At 28.3% G+C, this 17049-nt stretch carries 25 protein-coding genes; all 25 read left to right on the forward strand.

Annotation, left to right across the window (positions count from 1 at the left end; all coding sequences use genetic code 11):
- Positions 1-85: 85 nt before the first annotated feature.
- The 25 genes from CC89_RS05755 to CC89_RS05875 all read left to right on the forward strand — a co-directional run bounded on the left by CC89_RS05755 (position 86) and on the right by CC89_RS05875 (position 16648).
- Positions 86-1585 carry a GspE/PulE family protein gene (locus CC89_RS05755; protein ID WP_035290132.1) on the forward strand — a complete coding sequence of 500 codons (1500 nt, stop codon included), beginning with the start codon at positions 86-88 and terminating at the stop codon, positions 1583-1585.
- Between the two features lie 34 nt (positions 1586-1619).
- Entirely contained in the window at positions 1620-2792 is a 1173-nt protein-coding gene (locus tag CC89_RS05760; protein ID WP_035290134.1) for a type II secretion system F family protein, read from the forward strand.
- 20 nt (positions 2793-2812) lie between these two features.
- Positions 2813-3235 carry a prepilin-type N-terminal cleavage/methylation domain-containing protein gene (locus CC89_RS05765; RefSeq protein WP_035290136.1) on the forward strand — a complete coding sequence of 141 codons (423 nt, stop codon included), beginning with the start codon at positions 2813-2815 and terminating at the stop codon, positions 3233-3235.
- A gap of 16 nt (positions 3236-3251) precedes the next feature.
- Positions 3252-3689 carry a pilus assembly FimT family protein gene (locus tag CC89_RS05770; RefSeq protein WP_035290138.1) on the forward strand — a complete coding sequence of 146 codons (438 nt, stop codon included), beginning with the start codon at positions 3252-3254 and terminating at the stop codon, positions 3687-3689.
- A 4-nt stretch (positions 3690-3693) separates the two neighbouring features.
- On the forward strand, positions 3694-4137 hold the full coding sequence (locus tag CC89_RS05775; protein ID WP_035290143.1) for a hypothetical protein: 444 nt from the start codon (positions 3694-3696) through the stop codon (positions 4135-4137).
- On the forward strand, positions 4134-4580 hold the full coding sequence (locus CC89_RS05780) for a prepilin-type N-terminal cleavage/methylation domain-containing protein (RefSeq protein WP_035290147.1): 447 nt from the start codon (positions 4134-4136) through the stop codon (positions 4578-4580). Before CC89_RS05775 ends, CC89_RS05780 begins: the two co-directional genes overlap by 4 nt.
- Positions 4581-4618: 38 nt before the next feature.
- Positions 4619-5023, forward strand: coding sequence for a hypothetical protein (locus CC89_RS05785; protein WP_185750681.1), 405 nt, complete (start codon positions 4619-4621; stop codon positions 5021-5023).
- A gap of 60 nt (positions 5024-5083) precedes the next feature.
- On the forward strand, positions 5084-5815 hold the full coding sequence (locus tag CC89_RS05790) for a type IV pilus biogenesis protein PilM (protein WP_035290149.1): 732 nt from the start codon (positions 5084-5086) through the stop codon (positions 5813-5815).
- Entirely contained in the window at positions 5803-6255 is a 453-nt protein-coding gene (locus CC89_RS05795; protein ID WP_035290150.1) for a hypothetical protein, read from the forward strand. Before CC89_RS05790 ends, CC89_RS05795 begins: the two co-directional genes overlap by 13 nt.
- Complete coding sequence (locus CC89_RS05800; RefSeq protein WP_035290151.1) at positions 6255-6668, forward strand: hypothetical protein; 414 nt, start codon at positions 6255-6257, stop codon at positions 6666-6668. The genes CC89_RS05795 and CC89_RS05800 overlap by 1 nt, the downstream gene beginning before the upstream one ends.
- A gap of 201 nt (positions 6669-6869) precedes the next feature.
- Positions 6870-7427, forward strand: a complete 558-nt coding sequence (efp, locus tag CC89_RS05805; RefSeq protein WP_035290153.1) for an elongation factor P — start codon at positions 6870-6872, stop codon at positions 7425-7427.
- Positions 7428-7471: 44 nt separating this feature from the next.
- Positions 7472-7882 carry a CD1247 N-terminal domain-containing protein gene (locus CC89_RS05810; RefSeq protein WP_035290155.1) on the forward strand — a complete coding sequence of 137 codons (411 nt, stop codon included), beginning with the start codon at positions 7472-7474 and terminating at the stop codon, positions 7880-7882.
- 401 nt (positions 7883-8283) lie between these two features.
- Positions 8284-9189 carry a stage III sporulation protein AA gene (gene spoIIIAA, locus CC89_RS05815; protein ID WP_035290157.1) on the forward strand — a complete coding sequence of 302 codons (906 nt, stop codon included), beginning with the start codon at positions 8284-8286 and terminating at the stop codon, positions 9187-9189.
- Positions 9190-9200: 11 nt separating this feature from the next.
- Positions 9201-9716 (forward strand): stage III sporulation protein SpoIIIAB, encoded by a 516-nt coding sequence (spoIIIAB, locus tag CC89_RS05820; protein ID WP_035290159.1) that lies wholly within the window; start codon positions 9201-9203, stop codon positions 9714-9716.
- A gap of 9 nt (positions 9717-9725) precedes the next feature.
- Positions 9726-9923 carry a stage III sporulation protein AC gene (spoIIIAC, locus tag CC89_RS05825; protein WP_035290161.1) on the forward strand — a complete coding sequence of 66 codons (198 nt, stop codon included), beginning with the start codon at positions 9726-9728 and terminating at the stop codon, positions 9921-9923.
- A gap of 76 nt (positions 9924-9999) precedes the next feature.
- Positions 10000-10383 carry a stage III sporulation protein AD gene (spoIIIAD, locus tag CC89_RS05830; RefSeq protein ID WP_035290163.1) on the forward strand — a complete coding sequence of 128 codons (384 nt, stop codon included), beginning with the start codon at positions 10000-10002 and terminating at the stop codon, positions 10381-10383.
- A 19-nt stretch (positions 10384-10402) separates the two neighbouring features.
- A complete protein-coding gene (gene spoIIIAE, locus CC89_RS05835) occupies positions 10403-11566 on the forward strand; it encodes a stage III sporulation protein AE (RefSeq protein WP_035290165.1) in 1164 nt (387 codons plus the stop codon).
- A 2-nt stretch (positions 11567-11568) separates the two neighbouring features.
- Positions 11569-12144: a stage III sporulation protein AF gene (spoIIIAF, locus tag CC89_RS05840; RefSeq protein WP_035290166.1), complete on the forward strand. Its 576-nt coding sequence runs from the start codon at positions 11569-11571 to the stop codon at positions 12142-12144.
- A gap of 10 nt (positions 12145-12154) precedes the next feature.
- Positions 12155-12769 (forward strand): stage III sporulation protein AG, encoded by a 615-nt coding sequence (gene spoIIIAG, locus CC89_RS05845; protein ID WP_035290169.1) that lies wholly within the window; start codon positions 12155-12157, stop codon positions 12767-12769.
- Between the two features lie 38 nt (positions 12770-12807).
- Positions 12808-13320: a SpoIIIAH-like family protein gene (locus CC89_RS05850; RefSeq protein ID WP_035290171.1), complete on the forward strand. Its 513-nt coding sequence runs from the start codon at positions 12808-12810 to the stop codon at positions 13318-13320.
- Between the two features lie 81 nt (positions 13321-13401).
- Positions 13402-13800, forward strand: coding sequence for an Asp23/Gls24 family envelope stress response protein (locus CC89_RS05855; RefSeq protein ID WP_035290174.1), 399 nt, complete (start codon positions 13402-13404; stop codon positions 13798-13800).
- Positions 13801-13926: 126 nt separating this feature from the next.
- Complete coding sequence (gene nusB / locus CC89_RS05860; RefSeq protein ID WP_035290177.1) at positions 13927-14325, forward strand: transcription antitermination factor NusB; 399 nt, start codon at positions 13927-13929, stop codon at positions 14323-14325.
- 31 nt (positions 14326-14356) lie between these two features.
- Positions 14357-15568: an exodeoxyribonuclease VII large subunit gene (gene xseA / locus CC89_RS05865; protein ID WP_035290179.1), complete on the forward strand. Its 1212-nt coding sequence runs from the start codon at positions 14357-14359 to the stop codon at positions 15566-15568.
- Positions 15561-15779, forward strand: a complete 219-nt coding sequence (locus CC89_RS05870; protein WP_035290182.1) for an exodeoxyribonuclease VII small subunit — start codon at positions 15561-15563, stop codon at positions 15777-15779. The genes xseA and CC89_RS05870 overlap by 8 nt, the downstream gene beginning before the upstream one ends.
- A 2-nt stretch (positions 15780-15781) precedes the next feature.
- Positions 15782-16648 (forward strand): polyprenyl synthetase family protein, encoded by an 867-nt coding sequence (locus CC89_RS05875; RefSeq protein ID WP_035290184.1) that lies wholly within the window; start codon positions 15782-15784, stop codon positions 16646-16648.
- The last annotated feature ends 401 nt before the right edge of the window (positions 16649-17049 follow it).

Consider the following 17049-nt stretch of genomic DNA (forward strand, 5'->3'; position numbering starts at 1 on the left):
AAATAATCTATCTTTTTTTGTCTACTGTTTTGTTTAAAAAATACATTAAAGGATATAAATATAATAAGGAAGGGAGGAATTTTATATGGTTGTAATAAAGGAACATAACTTAGATGTTTTAAACTTAAAACTAGATATGGACGTGTTAAGTAAAATTTCAGGGAATATTGCTTATAAATTTTCCATCCTACCCTTTAATATAGAAGATGATAAAGTGTGTATTTTAGCTTCAAAGGAAATAAAAGAAAGTACCATAGATTATATTAAATTTATATATAAAAGAGATTTAAAAGTATATATAGCAGATAAAAAGGAAGTACTTATGGCGGTGAAAAAATATCACAAGAAGATGATTCTTCATGGAGCTATAAAAGAAATTGAAAAGAATAATATATTAAATAAGACTTTACATACTATTAGAAGTTCAGCGAATGTAGAAAATGCTCCAGTAGTTAAAATAGCCAATACTATAATTAATGAAGCTATAGCTATGAGAGCCAGTGATATTCACATAGAACCTTTTGAAAAAAATGTAATTATTAGATTCAGAATAGATGGTTCATTGATAATTTATACAGAATTATCTAAAGAAGTTTATGTTTTTTTACTTTCAAGAATAAAAATTATGGCGGATATGGATATATCTAAAAAGTTCATGCCAGCAGATGGCAAAATTTATTATAAGCTAGAAGAAAAAGAATTTGACCTTAGAGTATCTACTTTGCCTACAGTGTATGGAGAAAAAATAGTAATAAGAATCCTACATAAGGATGGAGAAAAACTTTCACTAGATGCATTAGGTTTTCAAAGAGAAAGCTGCAATTTAATAAAAAGGTGTATAGAGAAACCTAATGGAATGATTTTAGTTGCAGGACCTACTGGAAGTGGCAAAAGTACTACTCTTTATTCAATTTTAAAGGAGCTTAATGATAAGGAGTATAACATTACAACCATAGAAGATCCTGTAGAGTATAACATGCCTTTTGTAAACCAAATAAATATAAATAATAAAGTAGGATTGACTTTTGCCCAGGGGTTAAGAAGTATTCTGCGCCAAGACCCAGATATAATAATGATAGGAGAAATAAGAGATAGCGAAACGGCTAAGATAGCTGTTAAAGCTGCTATGACAGGGCATTTAGTATTTTCAACATTGCATACTAAGGATTCCATAGGAACTATACTTAGGTTTATGGATATGGGTGTAGAAAATTATTTATTGGCGGACACTTTATTAACTGTAATTTCCCAAAGACTTGTAAGAAAAATATGTAATCACTGTAAGGAAGGTTATAAACCTTCTAAGGAGGAAAGAATGGTTTTAAACTTAGGGGAAGAACAGTTGCTTTTTAGAGGAAAGGGATGTACTTATTGCAATAAAACTGGGTATTCTTCTAGAACAGTGCTTTATGAAATACTAGTCATAGGAGAAGAGGAAAGAGAATTTATAAGAGGAATAGGGTCATTATATAAAGCTTCTTATGGCAAAAATCTTTCTTTAGGAAAATCACTAAAAGATAGAGGAATAGAATTAGTCAAAAAAGGTATAACTACCTATGAAGAAATAATAAAACACATTATATGAAAATATATATTTCATAATAAATGCAGGTGAAAAAATGAAAAGGTATAATTATAAGGCTTTAGATATAAATAAAAACAAAGTTAAAGGTGCATATGATTGCAATAATGTTGAAGAGATGATAAAAAATTTAAACAGTAAAAAATTATTTTTATTGGATTGTAAGGAAATAAGAAAAGATAAATTAAATGTAAAAAGAAAACTTTCACTAAAAGAAACTTATTTATTTTGTCAGCAATTTTACCATTTAATAAAATCTGGTATAAGTATACCAGAATCACTGCGTTTACTGGGATTGGGATTTAAAGATGAATTTATTAGAAAAAAAACTTGGGAGCTTTTTCAATTAGTTTCTCAAGGAGAAAGTTTGTATAGTGCTATGGAAAATTTAAAAGGAGTATATCCCTCATTTATGATGGCTATGATTAAAATAGGGGAAGAAAGCGGAAATTTAGAGCAGGTATTTTATAGACTAAGTAAACATTATTATTATTCACAGGAACTGAAGAATAAGATTAAAAAATCATTGACATATCCAATAATAACATTAGCAATTTCTGCAGTGGCCATGATATTACTTAGAGTTAAGGCTATACCTACTTTTACCAATATGATTGTGGAAATGGGTGGCGCTGTGCCTATAAGTACAAATATATTTATATTTTTATTTGATAAGGGATTTATGCTTATGGGTATACTTATAATGTTATTTTTATTATGCTTTAAGTTAAACAATAGTTATATTGAAAAGATAAAATTTAAAATGCCCTGTATATCTAAATATATTTTAATGTGGGAAGAAATAAAGTTTGTAAAAAGCTTAAGCATATTGTTAAAAAGTGGCGTAAATGTAATAGTGTCTTTGCAAACCATTATAGAAGCTGCCGATAGTATTTATATCAGGGAAAAATATATAGTTGCTTTAGATAGAATTAAAAAGGGAAGTAGTATTTGGAGGACACTAGAAGAAACAGAGATATTTCAAAGTTTTACTATTTCCATGATTTCTATAGCAGAAACCAGTGGTGATATGGAAGAAGGACTAAATAATGTGGAGAAGATTCTAGAAGAGGAATTTAAATATAAGTTAAATAAAGGTTCTGAAGTTATAGAGCCAGCATTAATAGTATTTATATCTATATTTATAGGTATGATAATAATTGCTGCTTTAATGCCTATTATAAATATGACTTCATCTATTAACGTTTAGGATAATATGGAGATGGTGTTTTGAAGACGTTTATAAATAAAGGATTCACATTTATAGAGCTTATTATAGTTATATCTATAATTTCAATAATAACTTTAATAGCTATGCCAAATTATCTAAAGTACAGAGAATATGTCATTAGGGAAGAAACTTTAAATATAGGAAAAGGTATATATTTAAGTGCCGTGGATTATTACTTCATTAATAGTAAAGACAGTATTAGTGGTGATGATATAGACTCTATGAAGAAGTTTATTCAAGAAGATGTGGGGCTTCCTATAATTAGTGTAGATAAAATAAAATCTTCAGTAGAACATATTTTAGATATTAAGTATTATTATAAGGCGAATTCATATAAATGTGAAGTGAATTTAAACAGAAATAAATGCAAGATATTTTATATAAAGAATAATAGTGAAAATCTAATTTACCAAAATTATTGAGAATGGAAGGGAGCAGATGAAAAAAGCATATACACTAATAGAAATTTTAATAGTAATATCTTTAATTTCACTAATTTACTGTGGAACAATGTTTACCTATAGAAATTTTAATAAAGTAAAGAAGAATTTAGATATGAATTTTTATGCTAATAATATAGTACTATTCATAAATAAGTGTAAAAGCTATTGTAAAAGCAATGGTGTCAATGGAACAATACAGCGATTTGAACAAGAAAATGGTTTGGTATTTACATATAATTCTCAAAGAATAGACACTTTAACATTGCCTTCAGATATACAAATAGAAAATATTAATATTGAACGTGAAAAAATAGAAATAAGCAGTTTAGGTTTTACAAGTAGTGCCTGTACTATAAAATTAAACAATTGTTATGAGAAAAAAAGGGTGACAATTGAAGTTGGGACTGGATATACAAAGGTTAAGGTGGATTAAAATTATGAAAAGAAGTAAGGGATTTGGGTTTGTAGAAGTTCTGTGCAGTGCGTGCATATTTTTTATGGTTATTGCTTCTGTATTTAAACTTAAGATAACCATGAATAATATTGCTAAGCGCCAGAAAACTATTGAAAGCTACTATTGTTTTTTATCTGGACTTAAATATAATTTATTAAAAAATGCTACTTATGAAGAAGTAAAAAACTTAAAAGAAAATGAGAAATTAAACATACCAAAAGAGAAAATAAATATAGATTTAATGTGCAGCGAAGAGCTAGAAAGTGTTTTTACAAAGGAAATAAATAATGATTGTCCAAGGATAACCATGGAAATAGAAGATTTTAAAGATGAAAGTGTGTTGAAAATAAGACTAAAGCTGTGTTTTTTAGTGAATGGACAGCAAAAGGAATCAATTACAGAATTTTTAAAGGGGAATTATCAATGAAGAAAAAAGCTTTTACGCTTATAGAACTAATAATATCAGTGAGTATTGCATCTATAATATTTTCTCTAGAGATTAAAGTTTTAGCTAGGGAAATAAGAAGCTTTTCAAGAATACGTGAAGACACTGTTAGTTATTCATCTATAAGTGAAGGTTTGAATTTTATTCATAAAGTTTTATATGGTAATGGAAGAGTACAAGTAAACAATGATACTATTGAGATAATTAATGAAAAAAAGAATAAAAAAGGGTGCATAAAATTACAAGAAAATGCATTGAAAATAGAATATGAAGATATAAATTCTAATACAGGTAGGAAGAATTCCAACAACATTTGTAGAAAGATTAAAGATTTCCAAGTGCGTAAAAATGGAAAAGTTTTGTTTATAAAGATTTCGGATAAAAATGGGAGGGAGTGTTCAAGATTTATACCAGTGGAAAATTAAAAAAAAGAGGCTATATATTTATTTATACTATATTTACTGTGATTATACTTATTACATTGGTAAATTACACTGTTTCCTTAAATATTTCAAATATAACCATAAATAATTATATCAAAAATTATCAATTACAGAATAATATAAAAAAGGATAATAAGGAAGTTTTACTTGGAGAATTATATAATGCTATTAACAAAAAAGCTAAATTGTTGAATTACGAAGAAATAAAAGAATGTTTAAAAAGTGAATTGAATGATAGGTTATGTTATGAAGGAGCCTTTATAGAATACCTAGAACCGGAGGGAAAATACACATTTTTGGAACCAGATATATATTTTCAAGTAGTTACTACATTTTCTCCAGTATATAAAATAAAGGAAATATATAGGTGTACCATAGAAGATGAAAAACTTAGATTTATATATGTTTTGGCAGATAATTACTAAATGGAGATTTTAAAATGTAGATAGCTGTGGAACGATTACAAAAAGAGAGGAGAAAAATTTTTGTTTAAAAAAGGTGCATTAATAAAAATAGAAGATAGAGATACTTTTTTATGGAACAAAAGCAAATTTGAAAGTATCAAAAATGCAAATATAGATCTGAAAAATAGAAATTTATATCTAATAGTAGAAGGAGAAAGAGTGTACATTAAGCTCTTAAGTGTTCCTAAAGTGGCAAAAGAGAAATTATATAAAATAATAGAATATCAACTAAAATACTATTTTACAGACATGGAGGAAATATTATTTGACTACTATATATGTAAAAAATTAAAAAAGTCCTACGATGTATTAGTTTTTTGTGTTAGTTCTAGAAAACTTAACAGATTGCAGGGTTTATTAGAAGAAAAAAATAAATTAAAAATAGTAAATTTAATACAATTTGTTATTTTAGATTATGTTAAAAGCTATATAAATGATGTCCAATACACATTGATTTTTATGAACAAAAATAATTTATATATAATGGTTGTAAAAAATGAAATTTTAATAGAGAATTCCATGATTAGAGATTTTACTGGGAATTTTAAAGATTTTTTTCTAGAATTTAATCCTATAATAGAAAATCAAGGTGTAAATAATGGAGAATGTAACATATATGCATTGTGGTTTTATTATGATGACATACTGGAGCAATTAAGCAAAAACTATAAATTAACGGTATTGAATTATAGTGAAGACACTATAATGGAAGGCTTCATGAAAGAGGGGAAGTGCAAAATTTGCATAAGATAAATTTTTTACCTGTGAAGTATAGAGAAAAAAGTAAAAATAAAGTTTTTATAATTAATTTTATAATTTTTTTTATAATTGATACACTTCTATTATTAAATATTTTCTTTTATAAGAGAAAAATAGAAGATATAACTAGATATGTAGAGGGGAGTAAAAGAAATTTTCCTGTAAAACAAAACAATAATAGTAAAAACAAAAATATTAGAGTTATAGATAATTTAAGGTGTTTTTATAGTTTTTTAAAAGATGAAATTATAGTTATTGATATAAGTTCAAATGAAAAAGAAATTGAGTTTTCAGGGAATGCAAGTGATATAAAGGATTATATAAATTTTTTAGAAAAAGTGGAAAAAGATAAAAGATATAAAATTAAGAATTTTAACAATATAAGTAAAAAAGGAAAAGAGATAAATTTTAACATAAAATTGGAAGTGAAATAATGACAAGAAAAAAAACTTTAACTATGGTAATGATGATTATTGTTTTTATAGCACTAATTTTATATGATTATAGATTACATAAGGAACTAAAAGTTAAAACAAATAATTTAAATTCTATTAATCAGTATAAAAGACAAACTAAAAATATAGGAAAAAAAGAAAAAGTAGAATATAGTTATGTATTGAAGGAAATTCAGACAGTGAAAACTTTAGAAATAGATGAAATGTTAGTAGAAAAGAATGATAAAAACCATAGTGTGAAATTGCGTCTACTATATATTAAACCCTTAGAAGAATTTATAATTGATGAAGAAATAAAAGAAATTTTTACGAAAAACAAAAATTTTAATATTAAAAGTGTCATTTTAAAAGAAAATAAGGTAATAATAAGTATGGAATGTGTTTTAAGTTAAAGTGATAAAATACATATGTAAATATCATATGATAAAAGAAATATTTGCAAATATCAATTACTTTTGATAAAATATCATTGTTCAACATATGAGATTGCATTGAGTATGCATATGATGGATGTAGATGCAATATAATTGTATTGATTGCCTACTAAAGGTTATAATAATAAAATGAAATTTATTTTTTTGGAGGGATACCGAATGATTTCAGCAGGAGAGTTAAGAAAAGGAACAACTTTTGAATTAGATGGACAAGTTTTTACAGTAGTAGATTTCTTACATGTAAAGCCAGGTAAAGGAGCAGCGTTCGTAAGAACAAAAATCAAGAACGTTATATCTGGGGGAGTTATAGAAAGAACATTTAATCCAACTGAAAAATTACAAGAAGCTGTTATAGAAAGAAAAGAAATGCAATACTTATACTCTGATGGAGAACTATATTACTTCATGGATCAAGAAACTTATGAGCAAATTCCTTTAAACTATGAAAAAGTTGAAGATGCTATAAAATTCTTAAAAGAAAACATGTTTGCAGTTATAAAGTTCTTTAAAGGAGAAGCTTTCTCAGTAGAAGCTCCAAACTTTGTAGAACTTCAAGTAGTTGAAACAGAGCCAAGTGTTAAGGGTAACACAGCTACTAACGTTACAAAAGCAGCTAAAATGGAAACTGGAGCAACAATTCAAGTGCCTCTATTTGTAGAAGAAGGACAAATGGTGAGAATAGATACAAGAACTGGAGAATATATGGAAAGAGTTTAGGTTATACTAATTATAACTTAAATTGTTTATAAGGAAGTGGTTATATGAATTCGGTTAAGCAAAAGGTATCCTATCTTAAAGGATACATAGATGGATTGCACATAGATTCGGAAACAAAAGAGGGAAAAGTAATTAAAGAAATTATAGGTATACTAGAATGTATATCTGATGAAATTTGTTCTCTTAAAAATTCTAATGGTGAAATAAAAGAATACATAGAACAAATTGACAATGATTTAATAAATGTTGAAGATGAAATATATGGATTAAGTGAAGATCTCATTGATGAGGGCTGTGAGTATAATGAGGATGATTTTAGGGAAATGAAATGTCCTAGTTGTAATGAGTCTATATTTATAGACAAAACACTATTCCAAAGCAATGAACATTTAGAATGCCCTAATTGCAGATATAATATAGTTTTATGTAGCAAAGAGGAAGAAAAAACTGAATAGAATGTAACCGAGAAGTGTCAAAGAAAAGGGGAGTATGTACTTAAAGTATTACTGCCCTCTTTTATAGGTTAGAATTAAGGTACATGAAAAGAAATAACAAGTCAAAGGTGCTAGTATATTTTGTGTTATACAAGGAAGCAGGTTCTGTCGCTAGTAATACTATCGGCGGATCCTGCTGATGAAGTATGACGCAAAATATACTAGAATATTGACTTATTATTTATTTGAATGTGCCTTAATATTTGCAATTATAAAAAGCAGTATATGAAAAGCAGTAGTATAAAAGAATTAACTTTTATATTACTGCTTTTTATATTTTTGTTATTTAGAAATATTTAAAAATTAAGTAATAAATTCCATACATAACAAATAGAAATTAATTAAGAGGGGAGGAATATTTGATGTACTTATATGGTTTAGAGAAATTTCTAAGTGAACCGTTAATTAAGTTAATAAAAAACACAGAAGAATTGGACAAACTTCAAGAAATACGCATAAGAATAGGAAAACCTATAATTTTAGGAATAAATAATAATGAATTTTTAAAGGACTATATTCCTAAAGAGGAAGAGCTAAAAAGCATTGTTCAAAGATTTAGCAGCTACTCACTGTATGCCTTTGATGAAGAAATAAGGCAGGGATACATTACTATAAAGGGTGGACATAGAATTGGTATATGTGGAAGTTGTGTGGTAGAAAAAGATAGAATAAAAACAATAAAAAATATAAGCTCCATAAATATTAGAATTTGTAGACAAATAAAAGGTTGTGCGGATAAAATAATGCCTTTTTTAATTGAACAGGGAGACATAATGAATACAATAATAATTTCACCACCAAAATGCGGTAAAACTACTTTGATAAGAGATATAACTAGAAATGTATCTAATGGCATAAAAGGAATGATTACTGGGAAAAAGGTTTCTGTAATAGATGAAAGAAGTGAAATATCAGGATGTTATCTAGGCGTGCCCCAAATGGATGTAGGAATAAGGACTGATGTTTTAGATAGCTGTCCTAAAAGCTATGGCATATCCATGGCAATAAGAAGTATGGCGCCAGAAGTTATAGTTTCCGATGAAATAGGAACATATAGGGATATGGAAAATATAATACTTGCACTAAATTCTGGAGTGAAGGTTATTACAACTATACACGGGTATGACGAAAAGGATCTTTACAGAAGACCAGTATTTAAGGAAATAATGGATAATAAAGTTTTCACTAGAGCTATAATACTTAGTAACGCCAAGGGCGTTGGTACTGTGGAGTATATATACGATTTTAATAGTAATAATAAAATTTAGGAGAGGTGGCTATGATTAAAATTATAGGAAGTTTGATTATAATTTTATCTTCCACTTACATGGGATTTGTATATGGAGAAGAACTTAAAAAGAGGGTAGAGCATTTAAAAGAGTTTGAAAAGGGAGTATATTTATTGAAAAATGAGATGTTCTACACATACACATCTCTACCAGAAGCCTTTAAATCTATAAGTTCCAAGTCAAAAGGAGAGGTGAAAAGTGTTTTTCATCGTATATGGGAGCTTTTAAATAATAATGGAGTGGAAGATGTATATGAAGGATTTAAAATAAGTATTGATGAAAATAAAGGTTTGAAGTTAAAGGAGGAGGATATAGATATAATTTTAAACTTAAGTAAGAGTTTAGGCAAATCTGATTTGGAGGGGCAAAGAGCAATAATATTATTTACTATAGAAAGTTTGAGAAAACAAATTGATGCAGCAGAAAAAATTGTGGAAAAAAACACTAAAATGTATAGATATTTAGGATTTTCTATAGGTGCCATGTTGGTAATTATGTTGTTATAGGAGGTAAGTATGTTAGACGTAGGTTTACTATTCAAAATTGGAGCTGTTGGTATACTTATAATCATATTGGACAAGGTTCTTAAAAGTGGTGGAAAGGATGAATATGCAGTTATAACCAATCTAGCAGGAGTAGTTATAATACTCTTGATGGTTATTAATTTAATAAATAAATTGTTTAACACAGTTAAAACACTATTTCAGCTGTAGTATACTAAATTTTTAGTCCATAATTTGAATTGATTTCATTTAAAAATTAAAATGATTTAAACTGTAGGAGGAAAGTATGGAAATTGTTAAAATAGTATCATTTGCCTTCATAGCTTTATTTATATTATCCATATTCAAAAAAAGAAGAGATGATGTAGCCTTACTTATTAGCATATTCTGTGGATGTTCTATATTCGTATTTATGATAGATAAGTTATCGGTGATAATTAAATTTCTTCAAAGCTTAGCCACTAAGGCTAATATTGATTTTGTTTATTTGAATATAGTGTTTAAGGTATTAGCTATTGCTTTTTTAGCTACTTTTTGTAGTGAAATATGTAAAGATGCGGGGGAAGGTACTATAGCATCTAAAGTGGAGTTTAGTGGCAAAATACTTATTTTAGTATTATCAATACCTATATTAATGGCAGTCTTAGATACTATTACAAAAATTTTATAGATAAAAAAGTGAGGTAGATATGAAGAAAATAGTGGGTTTAATAATAATATTTACCCTGTTTTTTACAAACTTTAATGTACAAGCATCATCAAAGGATTACAAAGAAATAAATGAAATTGCAAGTGGGGAACAAATGGAAAGTTTATATAATTATATATCTAATATGAAAAACAAATATGAAATAATACAGGAATTAAATCCTAAAGAATATGTTATGGATTTTATGAAAACTGGTGATGGTAAATTTTCCATCAAAAAATTTGGTAATGCTCTATGGTCGTATGCTTTTAGAGAAGTATTAGCTGCTGTGAAAATAATGATAGGTATTCTCATCTTAGGAATAGTAAGTGCATTACTTAAAAACTTGGAAAATGCTTTTAGTAATGAAAAGATGACTAAGGTAGCTTATTTTGCTTGCTATTCACTGGTTATAATAGTTGTGGCTAAAAGTTTCAAAATAGGGGTATCGCTGGTTAACAGTACTATAAATACTATGGTGGACTTTATGACGGCATTGATACCAGTGCTTTTGGTAATGCTTGCTAGTGTAGGTGGTGTTGCAGAAGCGGCAGTTATGAATCCAATAATAATTGTAGCTATAAATATATGTTCTAGAATTTATGTAAGCTTTATTATTCCTATGATACTTATGAGCTTTGTTTTAAATTTTGTGAACAACATATCAGATGATTATAAAATAAGTAATTTAACAAAGATATTTAGTAAAGTGGCCCTGTGGACCCAAGGTATAATTATGACTGTTTTTGTGGGAGTTGTTAGTATAAGAGGTATTACTTCTAAAACTTTAGATGCAGTTACATCAAAAACAGCAAAATATGCGGTGGATAATTTTGTACCAGTTATAGGTAAATGTCTTTCAGATGCAGTTTCTACAGTAGCAGGATATTCACTTTTAGCTAAAAATGCTTTAAGTAGCTTAGGACTTGTAATAATTTTAGCTATTATATTATTACCTATAATAAAAATATTTGTCATAGCTTCAATGTATAAAATAAGCGCAGCACTGATAGAACCCATATGTGATAAGAACATGGTAAAGTGTATTAGTAATTCTGGTGATTCTTTAATCTTACTTATGTCCACTTTGATTAGTGTTTCATTTATGTTTTTTATAATGCTATGTATTATAGCAGCAGCTGGAAGTGGAGTCTTAGGAGGATAGAAATGATTGAGTTTATGAAAAATTGGGTAATAACCATAAGTGTTTGTGTATTTTTTATAATTGCAGTAGAGGCTATATTGCCATCTAATGATTTAAAAAAATATGCAAAGTTTGTATTAGGCTTAATATTAATAATTACAATAATAAATCCCGTTATAAAATTTATTAATAAAGATCTAAATATAACCAGCGCTATAAATATAGAAAAATATACTGAAGATAAGTTGTATAAAAATACTTATGAAGAATACAAATATAAAAATATCGAAAGAACTTGTGAAAATTTTGAAAACAATTTGGAAAAAGAGTGTACAAAGAAACTTAAAGAAAAATATAAAGATAATAATTTCAAGGTAGATGTAAAAGTAAAATATCAAGAGGATACCAACAGTTTTAAAATAGTAAATCTGAATATAGGAGTGGAAAAAGAAAAATTAGTAAAGAAAGTGGACATAAATACCAAAAAGCCTAGTGGAAATAAAGGTAATATTGAAAGCCAGTTAAGTAATGGCATAAAAAACTGTATCAATAGTGAATTTAAAATTCCATTTAATATTATAAACGTATATAAAATCTAAGGAGGTTAAAATGGACTTCAAAGATAAATTTTTAAAATTTAAAAATGAATTAAATAAGGACAAGGCTAGTAATAAAAAGATTTTTAATTTAATAGTAATAATACTAATTGGATGCATATTGATGATAGCAGGCAGTAGTTTTAAGGGAAAAAAGAATACAAATGCAGCAGCTGCTACAAATACTCCAAACACCAAAGATGACATAGAATATACAGGAGATAACTATAAAGAATATGAAACATTTATTCAAAATGAACTAAAGGCAAAATTAGAGAAGATTCAGGGGGTTGGAAGGGTAGAGGTGATGATTTACTTTGAAAGTGGAGAAGAAAAGGTCCCTGCAGTGAATATCAGCAATTCCGATAACGTTACTAATGAAGAAGATACAGCAGGAGGAAAGAGGAAAATTTCTCAAAACAACAACGATAAAAATGTAGTAATTACTAATGAAAATGGAAGTAATAAACCACTGATAGTTAAAAAAAATAAGCCTAGAATTACTGGGGTACTAGTAGTGGCAGAGGGGGCTGAAAATAAAGTTACAGAACTGAGGATAAGCAAGGCGGTATGTGCATTATTCAACGTACCAAATATTAAAGTGAATGTATATCCTATGAAAAAATAGCATATAATTCTATGTAAGAAGAAATGGGGGGTTATGTAATGAATAAGAAACAAGCTATTATTATTGTGACATTATTGGTGTTGATCGTTTGTTTAGGTATGGTGGCAACCAAGGTAAATAGTTCATTAATATCTAAAGACGGTGGAAAAGCTAAGGATAAAAGTGCTATATCCTTTAATAATAACCAAAAAGGAGAAAGCAAAAGTAATTACTTTACAGAATCAAAGATGTTAAAAGAAGAAGAGACCATAAAGACACTTCAGAATTTAAAATCTATAATTGATGATGAGAGCGTTGAAAAAGAACAAAAATCTAAAATTATAGAAGAATTCAGTAACATATCTACTAATGCAGATAAGGAAAATAGAATAGAAATAGCACTTAAGGGAAAAGGCTTTGAAGATGTTATATGTATGATAGAAAATAATAATAAAGTTAGAGTGATAATAAAATCCGACAAAAAAGTATCAGACAAACAAGCAAAACAAATTCAGGATGTTGTTATGAGTATTGCAGGATTAAGTAATGTGGAAATTGAAAATAAAGAATAATAATTGTAAATGTAAAATGTATTTGATATAATATACCTAAGGGTAAAGGGATTTATTTAAGAGACGTAAGGAGGTAAAGAGATGGACGAAGGTTTAAAAAAATCAGAAGCAGTAGGAGTTGTAAAGATTTCTGACGAAGTTGTTAGTGTCATAGCTGCATTAGCTGCGGATGAAATAGAAGGAATAGAAGAAATAAACGCTGGTTTAGCTGCAGGAATATCACAAATACTTGGTGGTAAGAAGAATATATCCAAGGGCGTTAAAGTAAATGTGAATGAAGGAAGCGCGGCAATAGATTTATACGTAGTGGTAAGATACGGTATCAGAATACCTGAAGTTTGTGAAAAAGTTCAAAAGAATGTTATGAAAACAGTGGAAACTATCACAGGCTTAAGAGTTTCAGCAGTTAACGTATATGTTCAGAATGTATCAATTCCTAAGATTGAAGAGAAAAATAGTAAAGAAGAAAAGGAAGACTAAATATCACCCTCTGAAATCAGAGGGTTTTTCCATGTTTAATATTGTGAATAAATTTAGTATATTTACATTTTTTTTGATAATAATTAAATAATAGAGATAAGAACACTATCGAAGGGAGAATTTTTTATGAATAGAAGAAAATCAAGAGAAGTTGCAATGAAATTATTATACGGTAGAATTATAAACAAAGGTGAGTATGAAGATTTAATAGAAGACTTTAAGGAAAACTCTGAAGAAAATTTAGAAGATGTTGATTTTTCATATGTAATAAAAACTTTAAAAGGAATTGAAGATAAATTAGAAGAAATAGATGCGGAAATAGAAAAATACTTGAATAATTGGAAACTTAACAGGATTTCAAAGGTTAATCTTTCAATATTAAGATTGGCTGTTTATGAGATAAAGTTTACAGAGGAAATACCATATAGAGTATCTGTAAATGAAGCTATTGAACTTGCGAAAAAATATTCAGATGACAAGTCACCAGCATTTATAAATGGTATATTAGGTAACATGGCAAAATAATCATTAAGTTGGGGAGGTTAACCACCTAAATATGTTTATTAAAACTTTAACTGTCGGTAAATTAAATAATTACATAAAGAAAATAATGGACAATGACTTTATACTTAAAAATATTTATGTAAAAGGTGAAATATCTAATTTAAAACTGCATAGCAGTGGACATATATATTTTTCTTTAAAAGATTCTGAGGGTAAGATCAATTGTATTATGTTTAGAGATGCAGCTGAAAAGCTTAATTTTCAGCCAGAGAATGGAATGAAGGTTTTGGCTACAGGAAGGGTGTCTGTATACATTAAAGAAGGAAATTATCAATTGTACTGTAGTGAAATGCAGATAGAAGGATTGGGTGAACTGTATATCGCCTTTGAAAACCTAAAGAAAAAGTTATATGAAAAGGGATTATTTGAAGATGAAAATAAAAAGCCTTTGCCTAAATATCCCAAGAAAATAGGGATAATAACTTCTCCTACTGGTGCGGCAGTAAGAGATATAATAAATGTGTGTAAAAGGCGAAATTCTAAAATAGAAATTTTAATTTATCCTACGCTGGTACAAGGAAATGCTGCTAGCGTAGAAATTATAAATGCCTTAAAATATTTAGATGAAAGAAAGGATATAGAAGGCATAATAATAGCTAGAGGAGGCGGAGCACTAGAGGAGCTTTGGGCTTTTAATGATGAAAATCTAGCTAATGCAGTTTATAATTGTAAAACTCCAGTGGTGTCTGGAGTAGGACACGAAACAGACTTTACTATAGTGGATTTTGTATCAGACAGGAGAGCACCTACCCCCTCTGCAGCAGCAGAAATATTGGTTCCAAAACTAGAGGATATGCATAAGGAAATATGCGACTATGGACAATATTTGTTCTCATATATGGAAAGATTTATAGACATATCATATAATAAAATTAGTTCTCTAAAAAGCATGTTAGAGTTAAGCAGTCCACTAAATGATATTGTCAATGGATATAGAGTATTGGATAATTATAAAAATAACCTTCAAGGAATTATTAAAAATAAAATTTATTTGGAAAAAGATAAATTAAATGAGTATAAGATAACATTAGAAGGTAACAATCCATTGAATTCCTTAGGAAAGGGATTTTCAATTATCTATGATGAGGACTACAATATAATAAAAACTAAAGAGGATATAATAAATAGAGACATAGTGAACGTAAGATTAAAAAATGGAGAGGTAAAATTAAAAATACAAGTTCTGGAGGAGAGCAATGGCTAAAAAAGTATCTTATGAAGAGATGATAAAAGAATTAGAAGGCATTGTTAAACTTATGGACAGTGAAGAATTATCCTTGGATGATGCCATAAAAAACTATGAAAAGGGAATAAAATTATACAATAAGCTAAATTCTATCCTTAGTACAGCAGAGGGTAAAATAAAAATAATTAAGGATAATGAAGAGAAAGATTTCTTAGATGAGAGGGATTAGTTATGTTAGATAAACATATAAAAGAAGAAATAGAAAAGTGGATTGAAGATTATTTTGAAAATAAGGGAAGCTATAATAAGATAATATATGATGCAATGAAATATAGTTTAACTGTAGGCGGTAAAAGAGTAAGACCAACATTAATGCTTCTTACATATAAAATGTATAAGCAAGACTATAAAAAAATACTTCCTTTAGCTTGTTCAGTAGAAATGATACACACTTACTCCCTTATACACGATGATTTACCTTGCATGGATAATGATGATTTAAGAAGAGGAAAACCTACTAATCACAAGGTTTATGGAGAGGCTATGGCGGTTTTAGCAGGTGATGGACTTTTGAATGAAGCTATGAACTTAATGTTTAAATACATAGTGGATAATAAAGAAGGGTTTGATGCTTGTTATACTATTGCTAAAGCTGCAGGAGTAGATGGGATGATAGGCGGTCAAGTGGTAGATATATTAGGTGAAGGTAAAAGAGTTGAAGAGGAAGAGCTTATATATATGCATAAAAAGAAAACAGGAGAACTTATTAAATCACCTATAATAGCAGGAGCATTATTAGCAGGAGCCCCTAAGGAGCATGTAGAAAAGCTTGGACTATATGGAGAAAAATTGGGAGTTGCTTTTCAAATTAAAGACGATATTTTAGATGTAACGGGAGATGCCAATGTGCTTGGCAAAAATGTACACAGTGATGACAAAATGCATAAAACTACTTTTATAACTACTTATGGATTAGATGAATGTAAAAGAAAATGTGTACAGTTAACTGAAGAGTGTCTTAATATATTAAAGGGACTAAATTTAGATGCAACACAACTAGAGGAATTAACTAAATTCCTTTTAGATAGAAATAATTAGTGAATTTATTTTGAACTTAATTTAAAGCTTTTGAATAATTAATATTCATATGATATAATTATCCTGCGAGGTGGTGCAGTATTCTAGTCGGGTAAGTATTTTTCGAAGACGGGGCTAAAAATCCGTTAAAGGGCACATCGATGAAGTTCCTGGTGCTGGCTTATGACGCCCAGTTATGGGTTGGTGCTGGGAGTAAGGGGGATGGGGCAATCGCAATGGCATGCGACACTGACCCTACCTTCGTGGAGACCACTGCTTGTGGGTTAGGCTAGTCGCTTAATTTACGACAGTGGATTAAACCTGCATTGTGGTAATTAGCTATGTGCAGCGTAGCCTGCCTTGAAGTGGTGTGGGGAGAGGTATGAACAGGTTAAATGACTTTGGCCGAAGTTATTTAATTA

It is taken from the genome of Clostridium sp. KNHs214, assembly GCF_000744935.1.
Lineage (GTDB): Bacteria > Bacillota > Clostridia > Clostridiales > Clostridiaceae > Haloimpatiens.